8 protein-coding genes are annotated in these 19,275 nt (G+C 54.6%); 3 read left to right on the top strand and 5 right to left on the bottom strand.

The annotated features are described in order from the left end of the window. Positions 1 to 75 precede the first annotated feature (75 nt). The gene (locus ACOZ4O_RS01590) at positions 76 to 1,236 is read left to right on the top strand and encodes a hypothetical protein (RefSeq protein WP_424523562.1); all 1,161 of its coding nucleotides are present in this window, start codon (positions 76 to 78) and stop codon (positions 1,234 to 1,236) included. 14 nt (positions 1,237 to 1,250) lie between these two features. On the opposite strand, the gene ACOZ4O_RS01585 is transcribed toward ACOZ4O_RS01590, so the two are convergent. After that, positions 1,251 to 4,466: a DUF499 domain-containing protein gene (locus tag ACOZ4O_RS01585; RefSeq protein WP_424523561.1), complete on the bottom strand. Its 3,216-nt coding sequence runs from the start codon at positions 4,464 to 4,466 to the stop codon at positions 1,251 to 1,253. 782 nt (positions 4,467 to 5,248) lie between these two features. Between ACOZ4O_RS01585 and ACOZ4O_RS01580 the strand changes: the two genes are divergently transcribed. After that, entirely contained in the window at positions 5,249 to 7,003 is a 1,755-nt protein-coding gene (locus ACOZ4O_RS01580) for a DEAD/DEAH box helicase (protein WP_424523560.1), read from the top strand. Continuing rightward, the gene (locus ACOZ4O_RS01575; RefSeq protein WP_424523559.1) at positions 6,996 to 8,159 is read left to right on the top strand and encodes a hypothetical protein; all 1,164 of its coding nucleotides are present in this window, start codon (positions 6,996 to 6,998) and stop codon (positions 8,157 to 8,159) included. Before ACOZ4O_RS01580 ends, ACOZ4O_RS01575 begins: the two co-directional genes overlap by 8 nt. Before the next feature lie 478 nt (positions 8,160 to 8,637). Here ACOZ4O_RS01575 and ACOZ4O_RS01570 read toward each other — a convergent pair whose 3' ends face one another. The 4 genes from ACOZ4O_RS01570 to ACOZ4O_RS01555 form a co-directional block, all read right to left on the bottom strand. Then, positions 8,638 to 11,499: a UvrD-helicase domain-containing protein gene (locus ACOZ4O_RS01570; RefSeq protein WP_424523558.1), complete on the bottom strand. Its 2,862-nt coding sequence runs from the start codon at positions 11,497 to 11,499 to the stop codon at positions 8,638 to 8,640. Next, positions 11,496 to 14,084 (bottom strand): PD-(D/E)XK nuclease family protein, encoded by a 2,589-nt coding sequence (locus tag ACOZ4O_RS01565; protein ID WP_424523557.1) that lies wholly within the window; start codon positions 14,082 to 14,084, stop codon positions 11,496 to 11,498. Before ACOZ4O_RS01565 ends, ACOZ4O_RS01570 begins: the two co-directional genes overlap by 4 nt. 186 nt (positions 14,085 to 14,270) lie before the next feature. Next, positions 14,271 to 17,234, bottom strand: a complete 2,964-nt coding sequence (locus tag ACOZ4O_RS01560) for an AAA family ATPase (protein ID WP_424523556.1) — start codon at positions 17,232 to 17,234, stop codon at positions 14,271 to 14,273. Then, a complete protein-coding gene (locus tag ACOZ4O_RS01555) occupies positions 17,231 to 18,964 on the bottom strand; it encodes a hypothetical protein (RefSeq protein WP_424523555.1) in 1,734 nt (577 codons plus the stop codon). The genes ACOZ4O_RS01560 and ACOZ4O_RS01555 overlap by 4 nt, the downstream gene beginning before the upstream one ends. Positions 18,965 to 19,275 lie beyond the last annotated feature (311 nt).

The following is a 19,275-nucleotide window of genomic DNA, read 5'->3' as shown; positions in this document are numbered from 1 at the left end:
TGAGCCTGAGAGTGATCTAAGCTTGATCTGGTGGAAAGTACATGGTTTGATACAGGCAAAGGTCAGACAGATAGTATGGCCGCCCCAGCGTGGTTTTATTCAACGATTGCTCAGGCATCGGCAGCAATTATCGGCCTGACAATTGCGTTTACAGTCTCTACTCATTTGAGCCGAAGGGAACGCCGGCGTAGGCGTACTGATAAAGCACGAGAAGAGGCAATCGAACTCAAACAACGATATCAGCCGCTGATGGACACAATCGCACGGACAATCAGAGAAAATTCTGATATTAATGTTGACAACACACGCTACGAGTTGGAAGACGTATCTTCAGTTGAGTCATGGGCCAGTAATAAGAACGCACCAGTTTCTGCGCAGGTCTGGGCGCTCACCTCGGGGATTTCACATATCCTCTCTGATTTCACCGTACTCTCAGCAGAACCCACACGCGACCAGTTAGCAAAATTGCAGAATGCCGTCCAAGAACTTGAATACAGTCTACTCTACCGGGATAATGGAAATGATAGAATTCTCTATACAGAAATAACTGGTCAACCACCTGAAGAAGCAGAAGGATTCTATTATCACGATGACATACTGGGAGACGCTGATCGGATCAGTGCGTGGTTAGACAGAAATCGACGAACACGAGACGAGAACATTGCAGGTGCCCGCCCAGAGGACTTGACGGGGAAGAATATTTTCTCCCTTGTGACGATAATGGAAATTCTCGATTCGGACTTAGATAGCTTCGGAGTTAATGCCGTAGAAAGTGACTTGACGGCGGACTTCCTGCAGCGCAACTTCGGATCACATGTTCTTTCTACTAGTGCGAGACTCGCAGTCTTTGGGATCTTCCTGCCAATGCTGTTTCTAATCAGTTCACCAGATCTTTCGTTGCCGATGCAGGTTGTCGAAGCCATCCCCTCGATATTCTTCGACGTAATCGATGGTTCCCATATCCTGCTTAATCTACTTGCCCAGATCACAATACTCTCTGCAAGTGCGTTCTACACGGTTCGGCTCTTCACCATTATGAGACTAGATATGAACACGACTGTCCCCACAATGGGAGAGCTTCTAGGAGTAGACAACGGAGACGAGTCAAGTACTGAATCAGATACGACCTCTGAGAATGGACGATTGGCGAGATTGCTACGGTATGTTGCTCAGTGGGCTCAGATGAAATCTCTCCCCAAAGATCTTCAGGACGATATCCAAGAAACCGGATCGTAGCACTCCCAATAACGCTACTTTTGGAAGGTGATCTCGATCTTTAGGCTCGACGCCTCTTCCGGCATCCGCTCAAACAGGTCCTGCACCTTCGTGTAGTCCTGTTCGGACCGCAACGTCAAGCTGACCTGCGTCCGCTCAACGTCGGCGGTCCCCTGAAGAGCACCGGGAACACCCTCCCTGTCGGGCAGCATGAAGGTGACGTCGCCGTACTCGACGCTCCCCGTCTGGTGGTTGTTCCGCCACTTGCTCCGCATCGCGGCGACGTCGTCGCCGTTGTACTCGAAGCGCCACGTATCAGCCTCTGTATCAGCCTTCCGGAACGGATAGCCGGGCACCCAGTCGGTGGCCTTGTCCGACCCGGTTGTGTTGACCACGTACTCCGGTTCCTCGTCCTTCCCGATGTTCTCCAGCAGGAACGTCCGCACCATGTACTCGGTGACGCTGTCGTCGAAGCGGTCGGTGACCTTGTTGACGGTGAACTGGTCGCCCGGTTCCAGGTCCTCGATGTACGCCAGAATCTGGTCACCGATTCGGTCGGATACCGTCGGGACGATCTTGACTGTCGTCGGCTCGCGGTCGCCGAGCGAACCGAGATACCGACCGCCTGCCTCCAGCACGTAGTCGTCGACGAGGAACTCGTTGACCGCCTCACGAGCAACCGATTCGGTCTCGTCCGGCGGCAGGAACACTGCTTCATCTGACCGAACCTCCCCGATGATCGTGTCGAGATTCGCGTACCCGTCGTCGTTGATATGCTCCTCGATACGGTCCACGAGGGACGACGCACCGACGACCTCCGCACCGCCGACGTCACGGAGCGTCGCGTCGGATTGTGGCTTGTCGAGGATCTCGTTCCCTTTCACGATGACGTACTGGTCCTCACGGGCGAGCCGGCCGATAGCCCGCATCACAACGTCGTGGCTGTCACCGTCGATCCAGATCTCGCCGTCCTCAACGAGCTCCAGTTCGAAGTCACCGATATCGAGTGCAGTCGTGCCGCTCCCAAAGCGCTGGCGGAGCTCCTGCTCAGCGTCATCGACACCCCACACGTCCACGTCGTCCTGCTGAACGAGTACAGTGTCCAGCGAGCTTCCCGAAAGGTCGTCGCGGAACCCGCCGGTGTCACGGGCAAGTACCGGCTTGCCGTCGAGCGCTTCGACGGTCGCGTTCAACACGTCGTTGGCGCTGCCGGGAATCGGGAGTTCCGGGTCACGGAGGAACTGCTCGTAGATGTCCTCGACCGAGATTTCCCCACGTCGTTCCAGCAGGTCCTCGGCGATGTCCCAGACGTGCGACTGGAGGTCGAACGGGTCAGCTGCCGCAGAGTCTGCAATGTTCGAGGCGTCGAGTTCCGCCTCGTCGAGGACGAAGACATCGAGATCCATCGGCTCCACCTTCGCCCACTCGTCGTCGTCCATCAGATTGTCTCCGTCGATCACATCGCCGTACAGGAGTTGAAGCTCTTCACGGAGTTCGTTCTCCTCCTGCTCCATCATACTGCGAATCGATGTGCGGATTTCGTCGTCGAGAGACTCGTCGGCGAGTACCTGTCGCGCGCCCTCGATATACCGTGCCTTATCGATGTACCGTGTGCCGGACTCGATGGCCTTGTCCCCCGAGGGCTGGACGAACACGAGTGTGTTGCGCCACTCGCGTCCGCGACCGTCGTTCGTGATGACCTTCTTCACCTCGTCCTGGGTCCACTGGCCGTCCTTCACGACGACCTTCACCTCACGGTCGTCCGGAATGTCCCGCATATCGTTCGTCCGAAACCCGACCGGGTGCGCGTTCGAGCCGAAGATATCCGTGATGAAGTCCGCGATCTCGGCCTTCGCCGACGTCTCCGACACGTCGACGGCTGCGTTCCGGATGAGTGCGTTCGGGTTCTGCCGGTCGCGGATGGCGTACTTCCCGTTCAGCTTATGGAGGTGCCATGCAACGCCGTGCAATCGTTCGAGGTTGAGGACGACGTCGGAGACGAGATCACCTGTCTGGTAGGCACCCATCACGATCTCCGACACCTCCGCACCCTCGCCTTCGCTCGGCTTCAACGAGTAGAGGAGAATCGTGTTCAGGATGCGACGACCGTGGGGCACTTCATCCGTGTCAACACGACTTTTGATGTCACCGGTAGCGGCGTTCAGTCGTTCGTAGTTGATCTTCGCCAGTTCGTCCTCAAACTCGATGGCGTCGATGTCGCCGTGTGTGATCAGGTCCGTCTGATCCTGCATCTGCAAGAGGACCTTCGAGAAGAGGTAGATCATCCCGCGCGTGTTCTGGTTGCCCTCATCGGCGTAGTAGCGTGTCTCGAGGGCATCCAGAAGCACAGGGTGGAACGGATAGAGATCGTGCATCTCCGACAGCAAGTCGTCGGGGAGATCAACGTGCCCGTCGGCTTGGTCATATGCGTCGAAGTACCCGTTGACGATCTCGCGGGCCGCACTCTCGTTTACGGAGTCGATCAGGCGGTGGCGCAGGACCTCGCGCTTGTCCACCTGGTTGTTCATGTTGACCTCGACCGCCTGTTCCCGATTCAGAATGTCGTGAACCTCAGATCCTTCGCGGAGCACCGAGACGATCGTGTAGAGTTCGAGATCCGAGAGCGCGGTCGATTCGAGCAGTGACTGGAGGAAGGCCTTGTTCGCGCTCTTTCGGTCACCCTGAAGCGTATCGAACCAGTCCTCTAATTCGTCCACGAAGAATGCGACCGTGGTGTCGCCGACAGCCTCCTGAATCGTCTGCATATCGGGATAGCCACCCGACTCGAACGTTCCAGGATCGTAATCGAGCGCCTCGAAGAACGGCTCCCAGAGGTACTCGTACTGTTCGTTCTGCATCGCAACCGTGATCGGCGTCGCCGACTCCGGAAGCGCAGCGTCGAACCCTTCAACCGAATCACTTGCCCACGCACCCGCGGCGTCGGGATCGTCGAAACAGTGGTACAGTGCCACCATCTGGTGAGACTTCCCACTGCCGTACGGGCCATAGAGAATGTGCGTGCCACGTGGGTCGTCCCCAGTCAAGGAATCACGAAGAATCGAAAGGGCCTCCCGAAGGCCCTGAGTCATCAGCGTCCGTTCGAAAAAGAGTGCTGCGTCAGACTCGAACTCGTCATCGTCATCAACATTGTAGAGTTTTACCTGCCCATCGATCTGTCCTTCTTCCCGAAGCTCGCGGCTGAGGGTCACCGTGTCTTCGAGCGTATTTGGTAAGGATCCCGTCTGTGCCATCTTGATACTTAAACAAACCTCAGTGGCACCCAATAAACACTATGGTCCCGCGAATTCAGCAGCTTTGTTAGTAGTCTTCAGCCATATCGGGAGGAATCGGAGTGTGGGTGCAATTCGGCCGACTAGGGATTGTTACGGGCGTGTCGTAGTTCTCTTTATCATACCGTTCTTTCAATCGGTTAAGTAGCGGGTCAATTTCCCACGTGTCGCCAGCTAGTTTCCTGGTACACTCTGACCCTCTGTTTTCGTGTGGCGAATGTGGAATATAGCATTCTGAGTACCCGAGTTCCTTCAGTTGTAGAAATGCCCCGTGGTTGTAGAAGCGAACAGCTTGCATTCGAATCAAGGCCTCATTCCAATCGCTGCTAAACGTATTATTATCGTGTGAATGCGGCGATTCGCGCCTTGGAAGCTCCTGTAGAACACGTTCGTATGCCTCTTGATATTCAATTTCGCAGTCAAAGAAGTCGAGGAGAATATCTCGTGCATTTTGTTCTCGGTCACCGCCTTCTACCCTCTTTCCATAGATTGGGCGACCAGGAATGATATCGGCGATCTGCGTTTGAAGGGCATCGTTACTTCGGATTGCTTCGGGGATTTCTAAGTAGTGACTGGCCCACTGGGTCATCTTTGATTACCTACCCTAATGTTATTTCACACCCACTTAGTGATTCGGTGGGAGTTCAGCTGCATATTTTCACTTCCGAAATGGAGACACAGCTGCCTGGTTGCTGATTTGTAGTCACAAAACGTATTTCACGCACACCTGCTTCTACGAACATATGAGCGGGTACGACCTCGTCGATATCGAGGTCACACACGAATCTGCTGACGATCTTCTGGATTCACTGTCTGAGGACGGTACTGATGGGAGTCATCTGCAGAGTATCCAGGCACTCCGTCTGCAAGCAGGCCAACCAGATTCAGAACTCCGGTCACTGAAAGAGTTGGACGAGAACGCCGTCAAACTTCTCGAACACCAAGTGGATGCAGCCTACCGGGCTCTCTTCGAAATGGACGGAAAAGCACTCCTGGCTGACGAGGTCGGTCTCGGGAAGACCATCGAGGTCGGGATGATTCTCAAAGAGATGCACTTCCGGGAAACGGACGAATCCGTCCTCATCCTCACTCCTGCACAGTTGGCCAAACAGTGGCAGGCTGAACTCCGAGAGAAATTCGGTCTTGACTTCGTCTGCAACTACGACGACGAATTCGAAGATTTCGACGCCTACGATTACATCATTGCAAGCATCGATACTGCGAAGAGCGAGCGACATCGTCAGACGGTTCTTGACCGTAACTGGGACGTTCTGGTACTCGACGAGGCCCACTACGTCAAAAACGAAGAGACGGACCGTTACGACCTGATTGACCGACTTTCCTACAACTACGCGTTCTTCCTGACGGCGACGCCGATTCAGAACGAACTGACTGACCTGTACAACGTCGTCTCGCTACTCCGCCCTGGGCTATTCGGCACACGCGACGTCTTCCACCACTACTTCGTGAACAGCAATCAGGAGACACTGGTGAATCGAGACGAGCTACAGGATCGGTTGAACAAAGTGATGATCCGGAACCGACGGGAAGACACAGATATCGATTTCACAGATCGGACTATCGACACACGGACGTTCGATCCCACCCCGAAGGAACGTGAACTCTACCAGGCAGTCTCCGACTACGTCAAAGGTGCGTACAGTCAGGACCAAGGCCAGAAGCTCGTATTGATGCTCCTTCAGAAGGAGGTCGTCAGCAGCCCGGTCGCACTCAAGAAGACCATCGAGAAGCGACTCTACGACCAGTCGGAGCTCACGCACGCAGACGAACTGGAGTCGATCTTAGATCTGATCGATGAGATCGATACCGTGACCAAACAGGAACGACTCTTGGATATCGTCGAAGAAGCCCGCGACAACGTTGAGATGGGGAGAGTCATCGTCTTCACTCAGTTCCGAGCAACCCAACAGCAGATCCTCGACAGACTCGCCTCGGAGGGATACACAGTACACGCATTCCACGGCGGGCACTCAAGCAGCGAGAAGGAGCAAATTGTCGAAGACTTCGAAGAAGAGGGAGGAATCCTCGTCTCAACCGACGCTATGAGTGAAGGCCGTAACCTACAGTTTTGCAATATATTAGTCAATTTAGACTTGCCGTGGAATCCGATGCGTGTTGAACAACGTATCGGACGCGTACACCGGATCGGCCAGAAGCGAGACGTATTCATCTTCAACATGGCGTTGAAAGATACAGTCGAAGAGTACGTACTGGAACGGTTGTACCACAAGATCGATCTCTTCCAGCAGAGCGTCGGAGAACTGAGTTCAATCTTGAGCCGCTTGGAAGAGTCGGGAACAAGCTTCGAAGACGAGATCTTCGAACGGTTGGTGGCCGCTGATTCCGAAGTCGATCTTGAGAACGACTTCGATGCGATGGCAGTTGACCTCCAGGAACAGCGCGAACTCGCCGACAAACTTGAGGAGTTCAATAGCGGTGTGTTCGAAGGATTCGATCTGGGGGAGAGCGATGACTGACGCTTCGATTTCTGTCACGCAATCTGTGGTAGAGCAGTTCACAGAACGGTATCTCCGATCTATCGGCTGTTCCATCGAGCGAAGTGACGATCACTGGCTGGTGTCGGTACCCGATGACATAGACACCGAGATCACCCACGGGAGACACACACTCATCCGGGGGGAGGGAACTCCAGACGATGACGATGATAGAACGAAACGACTGCATCCGGAGAGTGCGTTCTTTCAACAGCTACTCCGTGAGGCGGGTGAACGATCGCCATCTGGCAAGCTGTCGATAGAGAGTGAATCAGACATCGAGAGTCCGGAGTGGATTCAAAAGAGCGCTGTCGAGGTGCAGAGCGCACAGTTCACTCCGTACTACGACCGCACAGCCATCGTGGTTCTCTTTCGTGTCGGTATCGAGACCGTCAGTGAATACCAGCAAGAGCTTCTCCGCGCCGTCGCTGTAGACACGCGATCAGAGGAGAGCCTTCCAAAACTGGCGGAGACATTCCTCGAGACCACCACAGTAGAGAGCGAGACGGCCACTAGTGGCGCTGTACAGCTGACCAAGACAGACGTGCGTCCTCTCCTCGAAACAGCCCGGGAACTGTTGCTTGAAAGCGTACAGGGGCAGCTCGACGACATTCATCGAGAAGCCTCGCGTGCGGCAGATTCAGAAGTTGAAGAGTACCGCCAGATGCAACAACAGCGTATCCAGGAGCTACAGGAAGAACACTCGAACCTGTCGTCGAAGATCAACGAGCTGAGTGAGAAGATCAACACAGGAGACGAGGATTCACGCGTCCAAGCGCTGCGAGAACGGAAAGAACTCAAATCGGAGTACGAGGAACTCGACGAGACGCTCAACGAATTACAGGAGCGCCGTGACAGTGGATTCCCTAATCGGCAACGAGAAATCCGAGAGCGGCACTCACTCGACGTGCAGGTCACACCGCTTACTCTGACGGAAGTTGAGTACGAGCGAGGCGAGATCGATTTCGAACTTATCGACGGTAGCATACATCAAACCGTTACTCTCGGATACGGGAGTGGGATCGGTGTAGCTGATACTGTTCGATGTTCGTCGTGTGAACGGAAACTCACCGAACGCAACCCGCTTCAAACGATTTCAGATGGACTCAAATGCCAGAGTTGTACCAAAGAGCGGTGATACGGCGACCCCTCGATAGTTCAATAGAGCAAAGCCGCTGAGCGAATACAGCTAGCACACTGATTCGTCAGGGAAGCCGCCGAACGAGCTGGATATCCGGAACTGAAGGCAACGCCAGGGCTACCGAAGTGAGAATTTGCTGAAAAGATTCGAAACCTCGGTGATGTGGCGCTGTTAGTCTTGGAGGGTGGCGACTGTTCGGCCCGTTTCCTCGGCCTCTTCGCTGCGCGACATATTATACGTCGCGAGCGCTTCTTCAACGGCCTCATCAAGACTCATTTGTCGACCTGATTTTGACTCTTCTACCGTATAAACGCATGCATGGCACCAGACAAGTAACAAGCACCCCCAATTCATCTCGGTCGGTGCTGAGTGCGCGGATGTTCTTCTCTGCTCTGAGGAATCCGTTGCCGCCGAACAACTTGGCCCCGAACGAATTCCGGATATGTCGAAGGAGATATCTGGATTTGCGGTACGACTACTCGAGAATGCTGGCTTCCGAACGCTGTTCTTGACTAATCAGCGCGACTAGGTCCGGTTTCGAGAGTGGATCAATATCAACACGGACCCCTTGTGCAGTATAGAAGATCTCTGCGGTCACCTCTCGACCAGAGAACCATTCATTCAGCACGTGATAGTACACGCTGAGTTGCTTCCGATACTCCCCCTCGGCGTGCCGTCCGAGATCAGTCTTGAAGTCGATGATCTCGACGGAATCGGGACGAATGTGAACGAGGTCGATGATTCCAGAGATGGTGACCTGCTCGCCGTCGACAGTGAGTGGCAGATACGCATCCTCCTCAACTCGTAGCTCACCATCGAGCGAGTCTATGAGCGACTTGAGGTGACGTTCGTCGTCGTTCGAGGGATCGATGTCTCCTTCCAGTACGTACCGCTCAGCGAACTCGTGGGTCTGTGTACCGAACGCTGTCCCTCTCCCGTCATCGACATCCTCGAACACATCGTCACGCATCAGCGTATGCGGCGAGTGACCGACTGGACCATCCGGCGTCGGCACGGCAATCTGCAAGTGCGCCTGCGTCGTCTCGCTGATGTCGGCTTCCTGAACGTCAGGCTCCAGTTCCTCGAGGTCGACCGGGAGTTCTTCGATGAATGTGTTCGGATTCTCGCCTGCAGCGAACACGAGGTGGCTCTCAGCCCGCGTCATCGCGACGTAGAGCAAGCGTCGTTCTTCGTCGTACCCACGCGGCAGGCACTTCCGGAGGACGTCACTCCGCCAGTTGTCGTGAATGTGGGGATATCCGTGGTCGTCGGCGTAGAGCTTCCGCTGGCGTAGTCCAATCGGATCGTCGAACGTGATCGCGTTACTGTTCCCGCCTGATGGTGGGAAGCAATGGGAGTTCATGTTCGCGAGCACGACAATGGGATGCTCGAGCCCCTTGGCCGCGTGGATGGTCTGGACCGTCACCGAATTCACACCGGCGCTCGCGTGGACCTCGTGGGTGCTTCCGTCTTCGATCCCGCGTTCGATGAATCGGATGAGGTCACCTCGTGTCAATGTCGTCGCGCTGTGAACGGACTGAATCGTCGTCAGCAGCACGTCGGCGTAGGCCCCGTCGTAGTCGTACTGGGAGAACACGCGTTGGGCAACCCCACCGACCGTCTCCAGTGTTCCAAGCTCCGACTTGAACGTCTGCATATTGGCGGGGTACGCCTCGGTATCGAGGACGTGTTTGACCTCATCGAGCGTGTAGCCAGCTTCCTCGAGGACGACCGCCCATCCTCGCTCGGCGTCTGATTCGAGAATCCGTAACCACGCCAACAGAAGCTTCGCCGGGTCGGACCGGAACAACTCGATGCCGCCCTCGTACGCCATCGGCAACCCGTACTCCTCGGCGACAGAGAGGAGTTCCCGGCCGAAGTCACGAGTCCGGGTGAGGACGGCGATGTCACCGTACTCCGGGAGACGGAGTTCGTCGTCCTCTTCGACCTGATACGCGTCGTTCCCGACGATCTCCTGTATCTTGGTCAGAACGGCCTCGTGTTCGTCTTCGTGTTGAATCGCCTCGATGCGGGAGTTCTCGTGCGCAGCGTTCGAGGAGAGCGACACAATTCTATCTTGGACGGCCGCCTCGTCGACGTCGTCTGTGCTTGCCGCAGGCGTCACCAGACTGTGCTCGGAGAAGTCGAGAATGTCCTGCGTCGACCGGTAGTTCTCGACTAGCTCAATATCGATGATCGGGCGGGTCGCCCACGACACTCGTTCGTGGTCCTCGTTGAGCTCGTCGACGAACCGATCCAGGCGGGACTCGAACTTGGTGATGTTCTCGACGGCGGCGTACTGGAACGAGTAGATGCTCTGTTTCCAGTCGCCGACGACACAGACGTTGTTCGTGTCCCCGAGCAGGAGTGCGAGTTTGAACTGGATCTCGCTAGAGTCCTGGAATTCGTCGATCATCACGTACTCGAACGCGACGTCATCGCGGAGTCGATGGTCGTCACAGAGCAGGACGAACGCAAATAGTTGAAGAAAGCTGAAGTTGAGGTAGTTCCGACTGAGTGCGAACTCGAGGTACTCGTGGTAGACGTCGTGGACGAAGTTCTTGAGGTCCTCTCGCTGTTCGTCAAACACCAGCTGTGCGACGCCATCAGGAACCTGCTTCTCACCCCACCCGCCACGGATTTCGTCCTCATCGGGCGCGTCTGGGAGATAGCACTTGTCGTTCCCGTAGCCCCCGAGTTTCGAGCGAAGCTTCGACTGCTTGTTCCCGTCGTTACGGGGCTGGTTCAGCTCGTCGAAGATCGCTCGAAATGCGTCGAAGTCGCCGTCCAGATGCCGCTCGCCGTTCCGGTACCAGCTATCAGCCGTCGGGAAGACACCTTTCGCCGCGAGCTGATTAATCAAACCGAGGAGTTCGACTGGTTCCTCAACGGCGCGGAAGAAGTCGTCATACTCGGGGTGGTCGTCGCTGAATCGACGGATGAACTCGCGGAACTGCGTCTTCTCGACGTTTTCGTCTTCGAGGACACGTGTGGACCCCGTGATGCGGTCGTCAATGCCGAGGAGCGTCGGTGCCTCGAAGCCATGTTCCATGAGGATGTCGTGACAGAGGCTGTGGAACGTCTGGATCGGTGCGTCCGAGAGTTCACGCATCCCGTAGTCACAGTGGGCGACGATTCGGTCCTTCATCTCTGTCGCCGCGTTGTTGGTGAACGTCACGAGGAGGACGTCCTCAGGTTCGACGTCGTCTTGGTCGACGATTTCGGCGTAGCGACGGGTGACGGTGAACGTCTTTCCAGTCCCTGCGCCGGCGTCGACGACGTGGATGCCCTGTTTGCTGTCGATCAGGTCTTGCTGTTGGTCGTTTGGTGCGGTCATCGCGACTCACTCTCCAGGATGCAATCTCGGTTGTCTACGTACCGATAGTTGGGATCGCCACCGAGTCCCTGAACTGGGAAGCGCTCGTCACCCGCACGGCGAGTGTTCAACTCCGAAAGGCGATCTCGGACGAACTGCTCGAACGCGTCCACGTCGCCAGTGAAGTAGTTTTGGTTGCGAATACGGAGCAAGTGTCTCAGGGCCTGCTTGCAGCCGTTTTTCACGTACTTGTAGTCGCCAACGCTCTCCTTCATCTGTTCCGTCAATAGGCGAGCAAACATGGAATCCAAGAGTTCACTCTTGTCTCTTGTCTCCGGGAACTCGTGTACGTCCAAGAACTCCGAATACTCTTCGTACTCCACCTTGGAGAAGGTCTTGTTACAGTCGTTTGCGGCGTCTTCCTGCAGTTCGGTGAAGGTGTCTCGTCTCGCGATGTATCCCTCGTACGTAACGGGATAATACGTCACAGTCGTGAGACAATCGTCGAGAGACCCATTCCCCGTCACCACATCGTCGAGCGTTTCGAGGAAGTGGAAGAACGTGAATCGAAGTTCCTCATCCGGGCGCTCAGTACGCTGGTGAGCAAGATACAGCAATGCCTGGAAGTTCGGTTTGTCGCTCGGTGGGTCGAGCGCCGAGTGTTTGACGATGGAGTGTGCCGACTTCTTTGAGCCACTCTTGTAGTCGAGGAGTCGGGCAGGGCTGTGAACGAGGTCGATCTTCCCCTTCAATCCGAGGTCGGTGTTCTCGAACCAGCGTTCAGTGTGCGACGCATCGATGGAGCGATCGTAATACGCAGCGAAGAAATTCTCTCCCCAGCCAGTATCTGGTGTCGTCATGCCGTCGCCCTGAGGTGGGTTTGTATCGAGGAACTCGACGATGGTCTGGAGACCAACGCGGTACTTGGTGAGTCGAACCTCCCGATCGACGCCTCGGAGGAACGGGTCAACCTCGTCGAGAATGACTGCTGCGACCTCATCGAGTGTATCAGACGTGATGGCGTCCGGATGCGAGACATAGAACTCCGCGAAATCGTGAAACAGGTTCCCTTCCCTAAAGTGATCCTTGTCCGGGTTGTCGACGAGTCGGCTGAAGAAGTAATCGCGGGGAGAGTTGACGTAGGTGTTCAGGCTCGATTGGCTGAGTGCGGTGACTTCCTCGGGTGAGACATTGAGTGGTTCTTTTTCGAATCCGTCCTGTGTCGTTCGAGATGCCCGTGAATGCTGCAGTGAGTCCAAATCACTGAATCGGTCGAACTCCTCGTCGAACAGTTCCTCGAAGTATAGGCACGGGGTGACGGGCGTTCCACCGGCAGTGTCCTGCACGAGGTAGTACTGGTCGACGCCGTTCTGCAGGAGGAGTTGGAACTGCCGGATGTTGCGCTCGAACTCCTGATCTCGGTCGACCCACGGGCGACGAGGCGACGAATGTGTCCACCCTTCGTCGAGGCCGAGATAGAACACGACGGCGCGGTCGACGTGAGCGGCCGATTTTGCATCTGCCAATAGGACACCTTCGTTCTCCCGATCCACCGGCACTTCGTACGACTGCAAGTAGAACTCAAGACGGTCAACCGCCGGTTCGGTGACGGCGTCGTCGAGGATGCCGAGCGTTGCAAGTTCCTCTCTGAAGGCGTCGATAGAGGCATCCGTGACTGCTTCGTATTCGTCGATGGCCTCCTCGAATGTGCGGGCACGAATCTCATCACGGAACTCGAGGAGCCAGTCTACTTCCGGGCGGTCAAGGTCGTAGAGACGCTTCTCGTCGTGCTCGATGTCGACGAGCATCCCGAGCTGGGTGAGGAGTGGTCGAACGTCGCCTACTCGCGTATCTTGGCCAGCGTGGGCACTTCGAAGGAGCTGTAGAAATGCGCGGTGATGGGCATCGTCATTGAACCCCGGACCTCCGTAGTATGGAATCTCTGCAGCTTCCAACGCCGACTCAATGAGCGAGGAATATTGGCTAGCTGCATCGAGGACGACAGCCACGTCGTCGGCGTCTTCCGGCGTGACCGTATCGAGGACTGCGTCGACGATTGCGGCCGGTGAGTCGAGAATGCGGAACGATGGATGGTCGAATGACTCCTCGGTGAACGGGTCGACCGTCTCGTAGTCTGGGGGAAGGATCGAGCGTTCGAGTTCGGTAAGCTGCTTGAAGCCGACAACAGCGACCGACGTGTCGGCTTCGATACTGTACTCAGTGAGACGGTTAGACGTCGTGTCCATCTTTGAGATACAGTCGACAGCAGTGTGCGTTGCCGTCGTCGCGAACTGCTCGTAGTCCAGAATAGCGTCAGCCGTTCCCTGGTATTCCCAGCACTGGAGGATGTTCCCGACCGCATAGGACGTCTCCTTCCAGTTGAGAGCAGTCGTCTCGATGATTTCGAGGAACGCGAGTCGATCCTCGGCCTGTTCTCGACGTCGAGCAGCCAAACGCCGTGGTGTGATCGCGAACGGGCCGAAGTGGGGTTGATCAAGACGCCGGTTCAGGGCACTCGCCATCGGCGCATCCGGCACGAGCACAAGGTCGAAATCCTTGCATTCCTCGTAGAGAGAATCGATAGACTTCGCTCGTGTAATTGACACGGACTATCGGACTCAGGTGAGTTTCAAAAATGTGTCGTCGGAACAGCCGACTCAAACTAGAATCAGCACAGAAACACCATAGGCCTCCGAGAAATACACAAAATCGGCCCCAGTGAGGTAGTGGAGTACAAAACACGTGCGCAGGCTCAGTGTCCAGAGGGTGACAAAGATAATCGATACCGGAGCCTATCCCTCAATGGGGGTCCGGTCAAATTTGGGCGAGTCACCAATCTTCCGCTCCAACAGGTCTGCAATGTCCTCATTTGCAGTCGCGAAGATCACTTGCCGGTCTTGCTCACCATCTCGGCGTGTTGCCAGCTCAATGAGCAAGTTGAAGAATGAAATCGTGTTAATATCGTCCAGATGTGCAAACGGCTCATCCAGTAGCATCACTGGCGGCGCATGTGCATGGGTGAGATTGTTCGTCACGAAGATTGCGAGTGCTAAGGCAGCCCGTTGGCCTGAACTCATATCAGTGATCGGCTCTGGCTTCGGGTCATCCTGCCCCCGGCGAATCACACGAACTTCGTCGTCGTCATTGAGTTGCACCTCGTTGAATTGATACGGACGTTGGAACGCCTGAAACAGCGTCGTTATTGCCGACATGTGTTCTCGGACGTATGCTGTGAGGTTCTCGTCACCTCCCGCTTTGTCGAAGACGGTTTGTAATCGCTCAATGCCGTCTTCATAACCTTCCTTCCTGTGTTGGTGGTGATCCAGATCAGTTTGCTTTTCCTCGATTTGCTCGTTGATCTGCGCGACCGACTCAACGACGACCGCATCGCTTTGGAACTCCGACTTGGCGGTGTGCAGCACTGTTCGATCAGCCGCCACACGAAACTCGTTCTGTTGGTGTTCTCCGATTGCGTGATCCTCGAGGATTTGAATGCCAGCGTCAAGCTCTATACGCCGATCTTTTAGTCGCTGAATGGCTTTCGGAACGTCATTAATCGGTCTAGCGAAGTCTTCGACGGATTTCTCCAGTGACTCCAACTTCTCTGTAGTTTCCTGACGGGTATCCCCCACTAACTCAATAGCTTCTCCACTGCTAAGATCCCAGAGCGTGTTTTGTCGAATCGCCTCACCAAATCTGGTGACGTGAGCGTCGGACACGCTTGGCAAAGACTCAAAACTCGTTCGCTCAAACACTCCCCAGAAGTCTTCAGCACGGCAAACATCACCATACTGAGTCTCGAATTTGTCCGTTACCGTTGCCCAAGTGGGTCGATCCAGAACTTCGAGTGCATTTTCAATGCGTTCGATATCTGCTTGTAGCTGATCAGGGACTCCCGATTCCGAGGAAAGAAGACCCTCTGGCGGCTCTCGGTTTCGAATCGACGCTTCTGTTTGCTCGAGATAACAGGCTGGACAGTGTGCAACCTCGTCAGTGATATCAAGATACTCCTCTGTCTGTGAGCGAATCTCGTCTAAGAGCTCCTCACGCCTCGCCTGTAGGTCAGAAATCTCTCGAATCGTCTCTCGCTTCTCAGAGAGTCTTTCGAGTTCCTCCTTGAGAACAGCCGTTACCCGTGTTCGCCATTTTTCGAGCGACTCCTCTGAGTCAGGACCTTCATCAGAGAGTGCCTTCTCTATGGCGCAGAGATCTGGAATCTCGAATTCTTCAGTTGAGAGGATGATAGCAACGAAAGCGACAGTCGGCGGTGCTTCTCCCCAGCGTGTGCTATGGAGTTCTTCCTGAAGCTCTCTTAGCTGCTTCTGCTTATTTTGCCGCTCTTCAATATCCTCAAGCTTGTCAATCGCTGTTTCTGTTCGGTTTCTCTCGCTAGCCAGCTCGGATGCTAACGTTTCAGGCGTCTTTGGCTCATCGCTGCTCAGGCCCGCACTCTTAAGACTCTCATCAAGTCTAGCAACTCGTTCATCCCAGGTTGTCCAGGTATCGACCCACTTTTCGTTGGAGTCCCCACTTCCTTCGTCGTCATGGCGGGGCGACGGAGGATTCGGAATGAGTTCTCTCATCCCTGGCGATAGTTCTTCGCGAGCTGTGCGTGCAGTAGAAAATAAGTTCTCTGCTCGATCAGCCTTATTCTCCAGTTCTCTGATTTCGGCAGTCAACTCCGCAATCCGCTTTTCTTCCTGTTCAATCCGGCTATCGGCTTCTTTTACCAACTCTCTTTTTTCACTACGGGCCTTCGACAACTGCTCCCCGTACAACGAACGCCGGATTGTTTGTTCAATATCTAGGTCCGTATCGAGTTCTGCGAGTCGCGTAGTCGAACCTGCTTCGTGATAATTCACATGATAGAACTCGGTGTGACGTGTTGCCTTACCCTCTGGTCGAAAGCCGTACCAAGCGCTGATCCGATCAGCCACGTCGGACGTGTCATTCGAAAGCCGGACCGGTCCGTCTCCGTTGCCTGTGAGGGTCACATTCAAGTCACGATATTTCCAGCTCCGCTGAGTAGTCTCACCTCGGACTTGCCCAACCATTCCAAGCGTGGCCGCATCAAGAAGACTAGTCTTGCCACTCCCATTCCGTCCGTAGAGAAGTGTGAACGGCTTTGCATCCAGCGTTCTCTTGCTAGCCGGTCGGCGGAAGTCTGACCCCAATTCTACTGAGTCAATGATTCCCTCAGGTCCCTTCGGCAAATTCGGTTTCGTTGGTCCTGCCTCTAAATCACTTCCTTTGCGTAGTTTTTCAAGCCGCTCATCCCGGTTGGTTGAGTCGGTCTCAAAGAGAAGCCCCAGATCTGCTTCGAGAATCTCCTGGATAAGTTCCCCCCGGTTGAACTCAACTTCCATCGATTCGAGATCTCGAATAACTGTTTGGAGCGGTTGCAGAAACGCATCCAACGAGTCGATGGCGACAAACCGTCGTATCGCAAATCGCGTATTAGACTCGAACGTTGTACGCCTTGATTCGTCTATATCCATCTCTTCGGGGTATGCCCAGAAGAGCTGGATATTCCACTGGTTCGGAATTTTATCATCATAAAACAGAACCTCGAGCTGACGGTTGTCTTCCGTTTCGAGCTCGTCCAAGTCATCATCTGGTTGTATAAACCGAACAAGGATCGTCTCGTCATCGTACCCTCTTCGAGGATGTGTGATTTTGTAGAGGTCGTCTGAACCCTCTACCTGTTCTACGTGTTCTTCATCGTATAGCCGTTCAAGGCGATTGTATCCGTTCATAGCGTGATCTCCTCCAATCCATCGGTTGCATCGACTCGCTCTGGATTACGAACCATATTAGAGACGTCCTCATATCCGGCCAGTGTCTTCACTTTACTGGAGCTGAAATTAGAAGTCAGCGCAACTGGTTTGAAGTTGACTCCGTCTACTCGCAACCACTCTACGAACCAGCGAGCTCGGTCAATCTCACTGTTAGGTGTTGAGTTGGGAAGCGTCGTCAAACAAATGGGAACCTGTTCAACCCGATATTCTGCGTTGACCGGAACGTCTGTTCGGTCGAAGGCGTTCTTGAGGACAATATCGGCTTCATCCTCTGCAAATGAGAGTGCTTCCATTAGCCGTTCGGCAATTGTTTCAGGCGCATCCCTCGTACTCGGCGTGATCTCACCGGCACCACGGCGGCGTGGGTGATTCTCCAAGAGATGTCCTAATTCTTCACACATCTCGCCGTTGAGGGATTCAACAGATTCCCAAGAAACTTTCTGGTTGGTGGGAAATTGTTCTGGAAGACTGTCCGCTTCGATTTCTGCGCGAAGGAGTGCGGTCAACAGCTCTCGGTTGAGTGGGGTCGTGTTAAGCTGCTCTCGCCACTCTTTGCAGGGATCCGGTTCAGGCGCCGGATAGACCGGATTTTTGTGTTGGTACTCATCTGCAGCTGTATCGAAGACAGCTGTCGTTGAGACTTTGAGATCTGCCATCATTGCCGATCCACTGGGCGTTCCGTGGTTTGTTTTTCGTCGGAATATGACTGTACTTACGATGTCATCAGGGATGAGGCAGAGATACTCACATCCAATGTCCGGTTGGGTCGCTACCAACCCTCCTCGCTCGTATGAGTCGTTGTACTCTGACTCCAGCGTAGTTGAATCATCTGTTGTAGTGTAGATCCCGGAATAGCCAAAGGGGCCGATCGGTGGCACACTCCCCCAATTTGCGACGATACACGACACCTGGGCTTCGGTCTCAAAAAGTTCCTTTCGATAGTTGACCCACGTTTTGTTGAATGGATCGGGGTTGCATTGGACATGGACAGAATACGAGGGACCGTCTTGGCAGAATGTAAGAACCTCATTTTTGAGTTCTCTCTGCATTACATCGGAGCATGTCCACGGAACAACGGCAGCACCGCTCAAAAAGCGGAAGCCCCAGATCTTTGTGCCCTCACAGAGCCTCTTTAGCTCGACATCATTCGCACGGCTGCTCATGTGCTTGTTCTTAAATTGAACAAATAACGCGTCTTTGTCCTCACCACGCCTCGCATTCGCAGCTATTGGGATGATTGTCGGTGTGACGAATTCTCCCGGTTCGTCTGGCACGGCGGGGCTCCCATCAGTTTCACCTTCCGCTGAATAGCAGTCGTACTCCTCATTCAATTCGGCGAGCCGAGTTTCCATTTCGTCTACTTGAACGGGGGCGCACCCAAGGACAAATAGTGGACCCGTATCCGCGAAGAGGAAGTCATCATGATCCTCAATCCAATCGATATTGTAGGCCCACTCCGGCGCTGCTGCGAGGTGGGCATCCTCTTCGGACGCCCGCTGGAGGAACGATTCGGCCTTCGAGTGCATACCGATAGGTTTCGGAAAGACGGTGATGTCTTCCACCCTGCCGCGTGGTTGCCAAATCGTAACGATGTTTTGCGAGTCGTCCTCTGCAAATACCTCATACCGCTCAGTATCAAATCCAGTGAGAATTCTTCCAGCCTCGCGAATTCGGTCGGACTCAGACATTGGTGATAGGTGAGTTGTGATATCCTATGTCATGTTGTGCTGATATAATTTCGCAATTCGGCGCTAAATGCTTACCAAACAATTGGCATCAGCTTGGTTGGGCGAGCTCCTACAGTGCGTCTCTAACTCATTCTCACGGGATCTATACTGACACCACGAATTTCTGCGAGGAATCGAAGGACCTTCCGCCCATTCGTGTTGGCGCCCAAAATATTCGACGGCTGGTGATTTTCGAAGACGACGAGCATATGTAACACTATGGGATCCTCTGAGCTAGTACTCCGAGACAATATCTGTTGCTCCAAGAAGCA

Origin of the sequence: Salarchaeum japonicum (assembly GCF_049705945.1) — an archaeon.
GTDB lineage: Archaea > Halobacteriota > Halobacteria > Halobacteriales > Halobacteriaceae > Salarchaeum > Salarchaeum japonicum_A.
This window is presented reverse-complemented; position numbering and strand designations above follow the sequence as displayed.

Coding starts and splice junctions, on each gene's coding strand:
- ACOZ4O_RS01590 (WP_424523562.1), top strand. CDS start 76: ATGGCCGCCCCAGCGTGGTTTTATTCAACGATTGCTCAGGCATCGGCA.
- ACOZ4O_RS01585 (WP_424523561.1), bottom strand. CDS start 4,466: ATGGCACAGACGGGATCCTTACCAAATACGCTCGAAGACACGGTGACC.
- ACOZ4O_RS01580 (WP_424523560.1), top strand. CDS start 5,249: ATGAGCGGGTACGACCTCGTCGATATCGAGGTCACACACGAATCTGCT.
- ACOZ4O_RS01575 (WP_424523559.1), top strand. CDS start 6,996: ATGACTGACGCTTCGATTTCTGTCACGCAATCTGTGGTAGAGCAGTTC.
- ACOZ4O_RS01570 (WP_424523558.1), bottom strand. CDS start 11,499: ATGACCGCACCAAACGACCAACAGCAAGACCTGATCGACAGCAAACAG.
- ACOZ4O_RS01560 (WP_424523556.1), bottom strand. CDS start 17,234: ATGAACGGATACAATCGCCTTGAACGGCTATACGATGAAGAACACGTA.
- ACOZ4O_RS01555 (WP_424523555.1), bottom strand. CDS start 18,964: ATGTCTGAGTCCGACCGAATTCGCGAGGCTGGAAGAATTCTCACTGGA.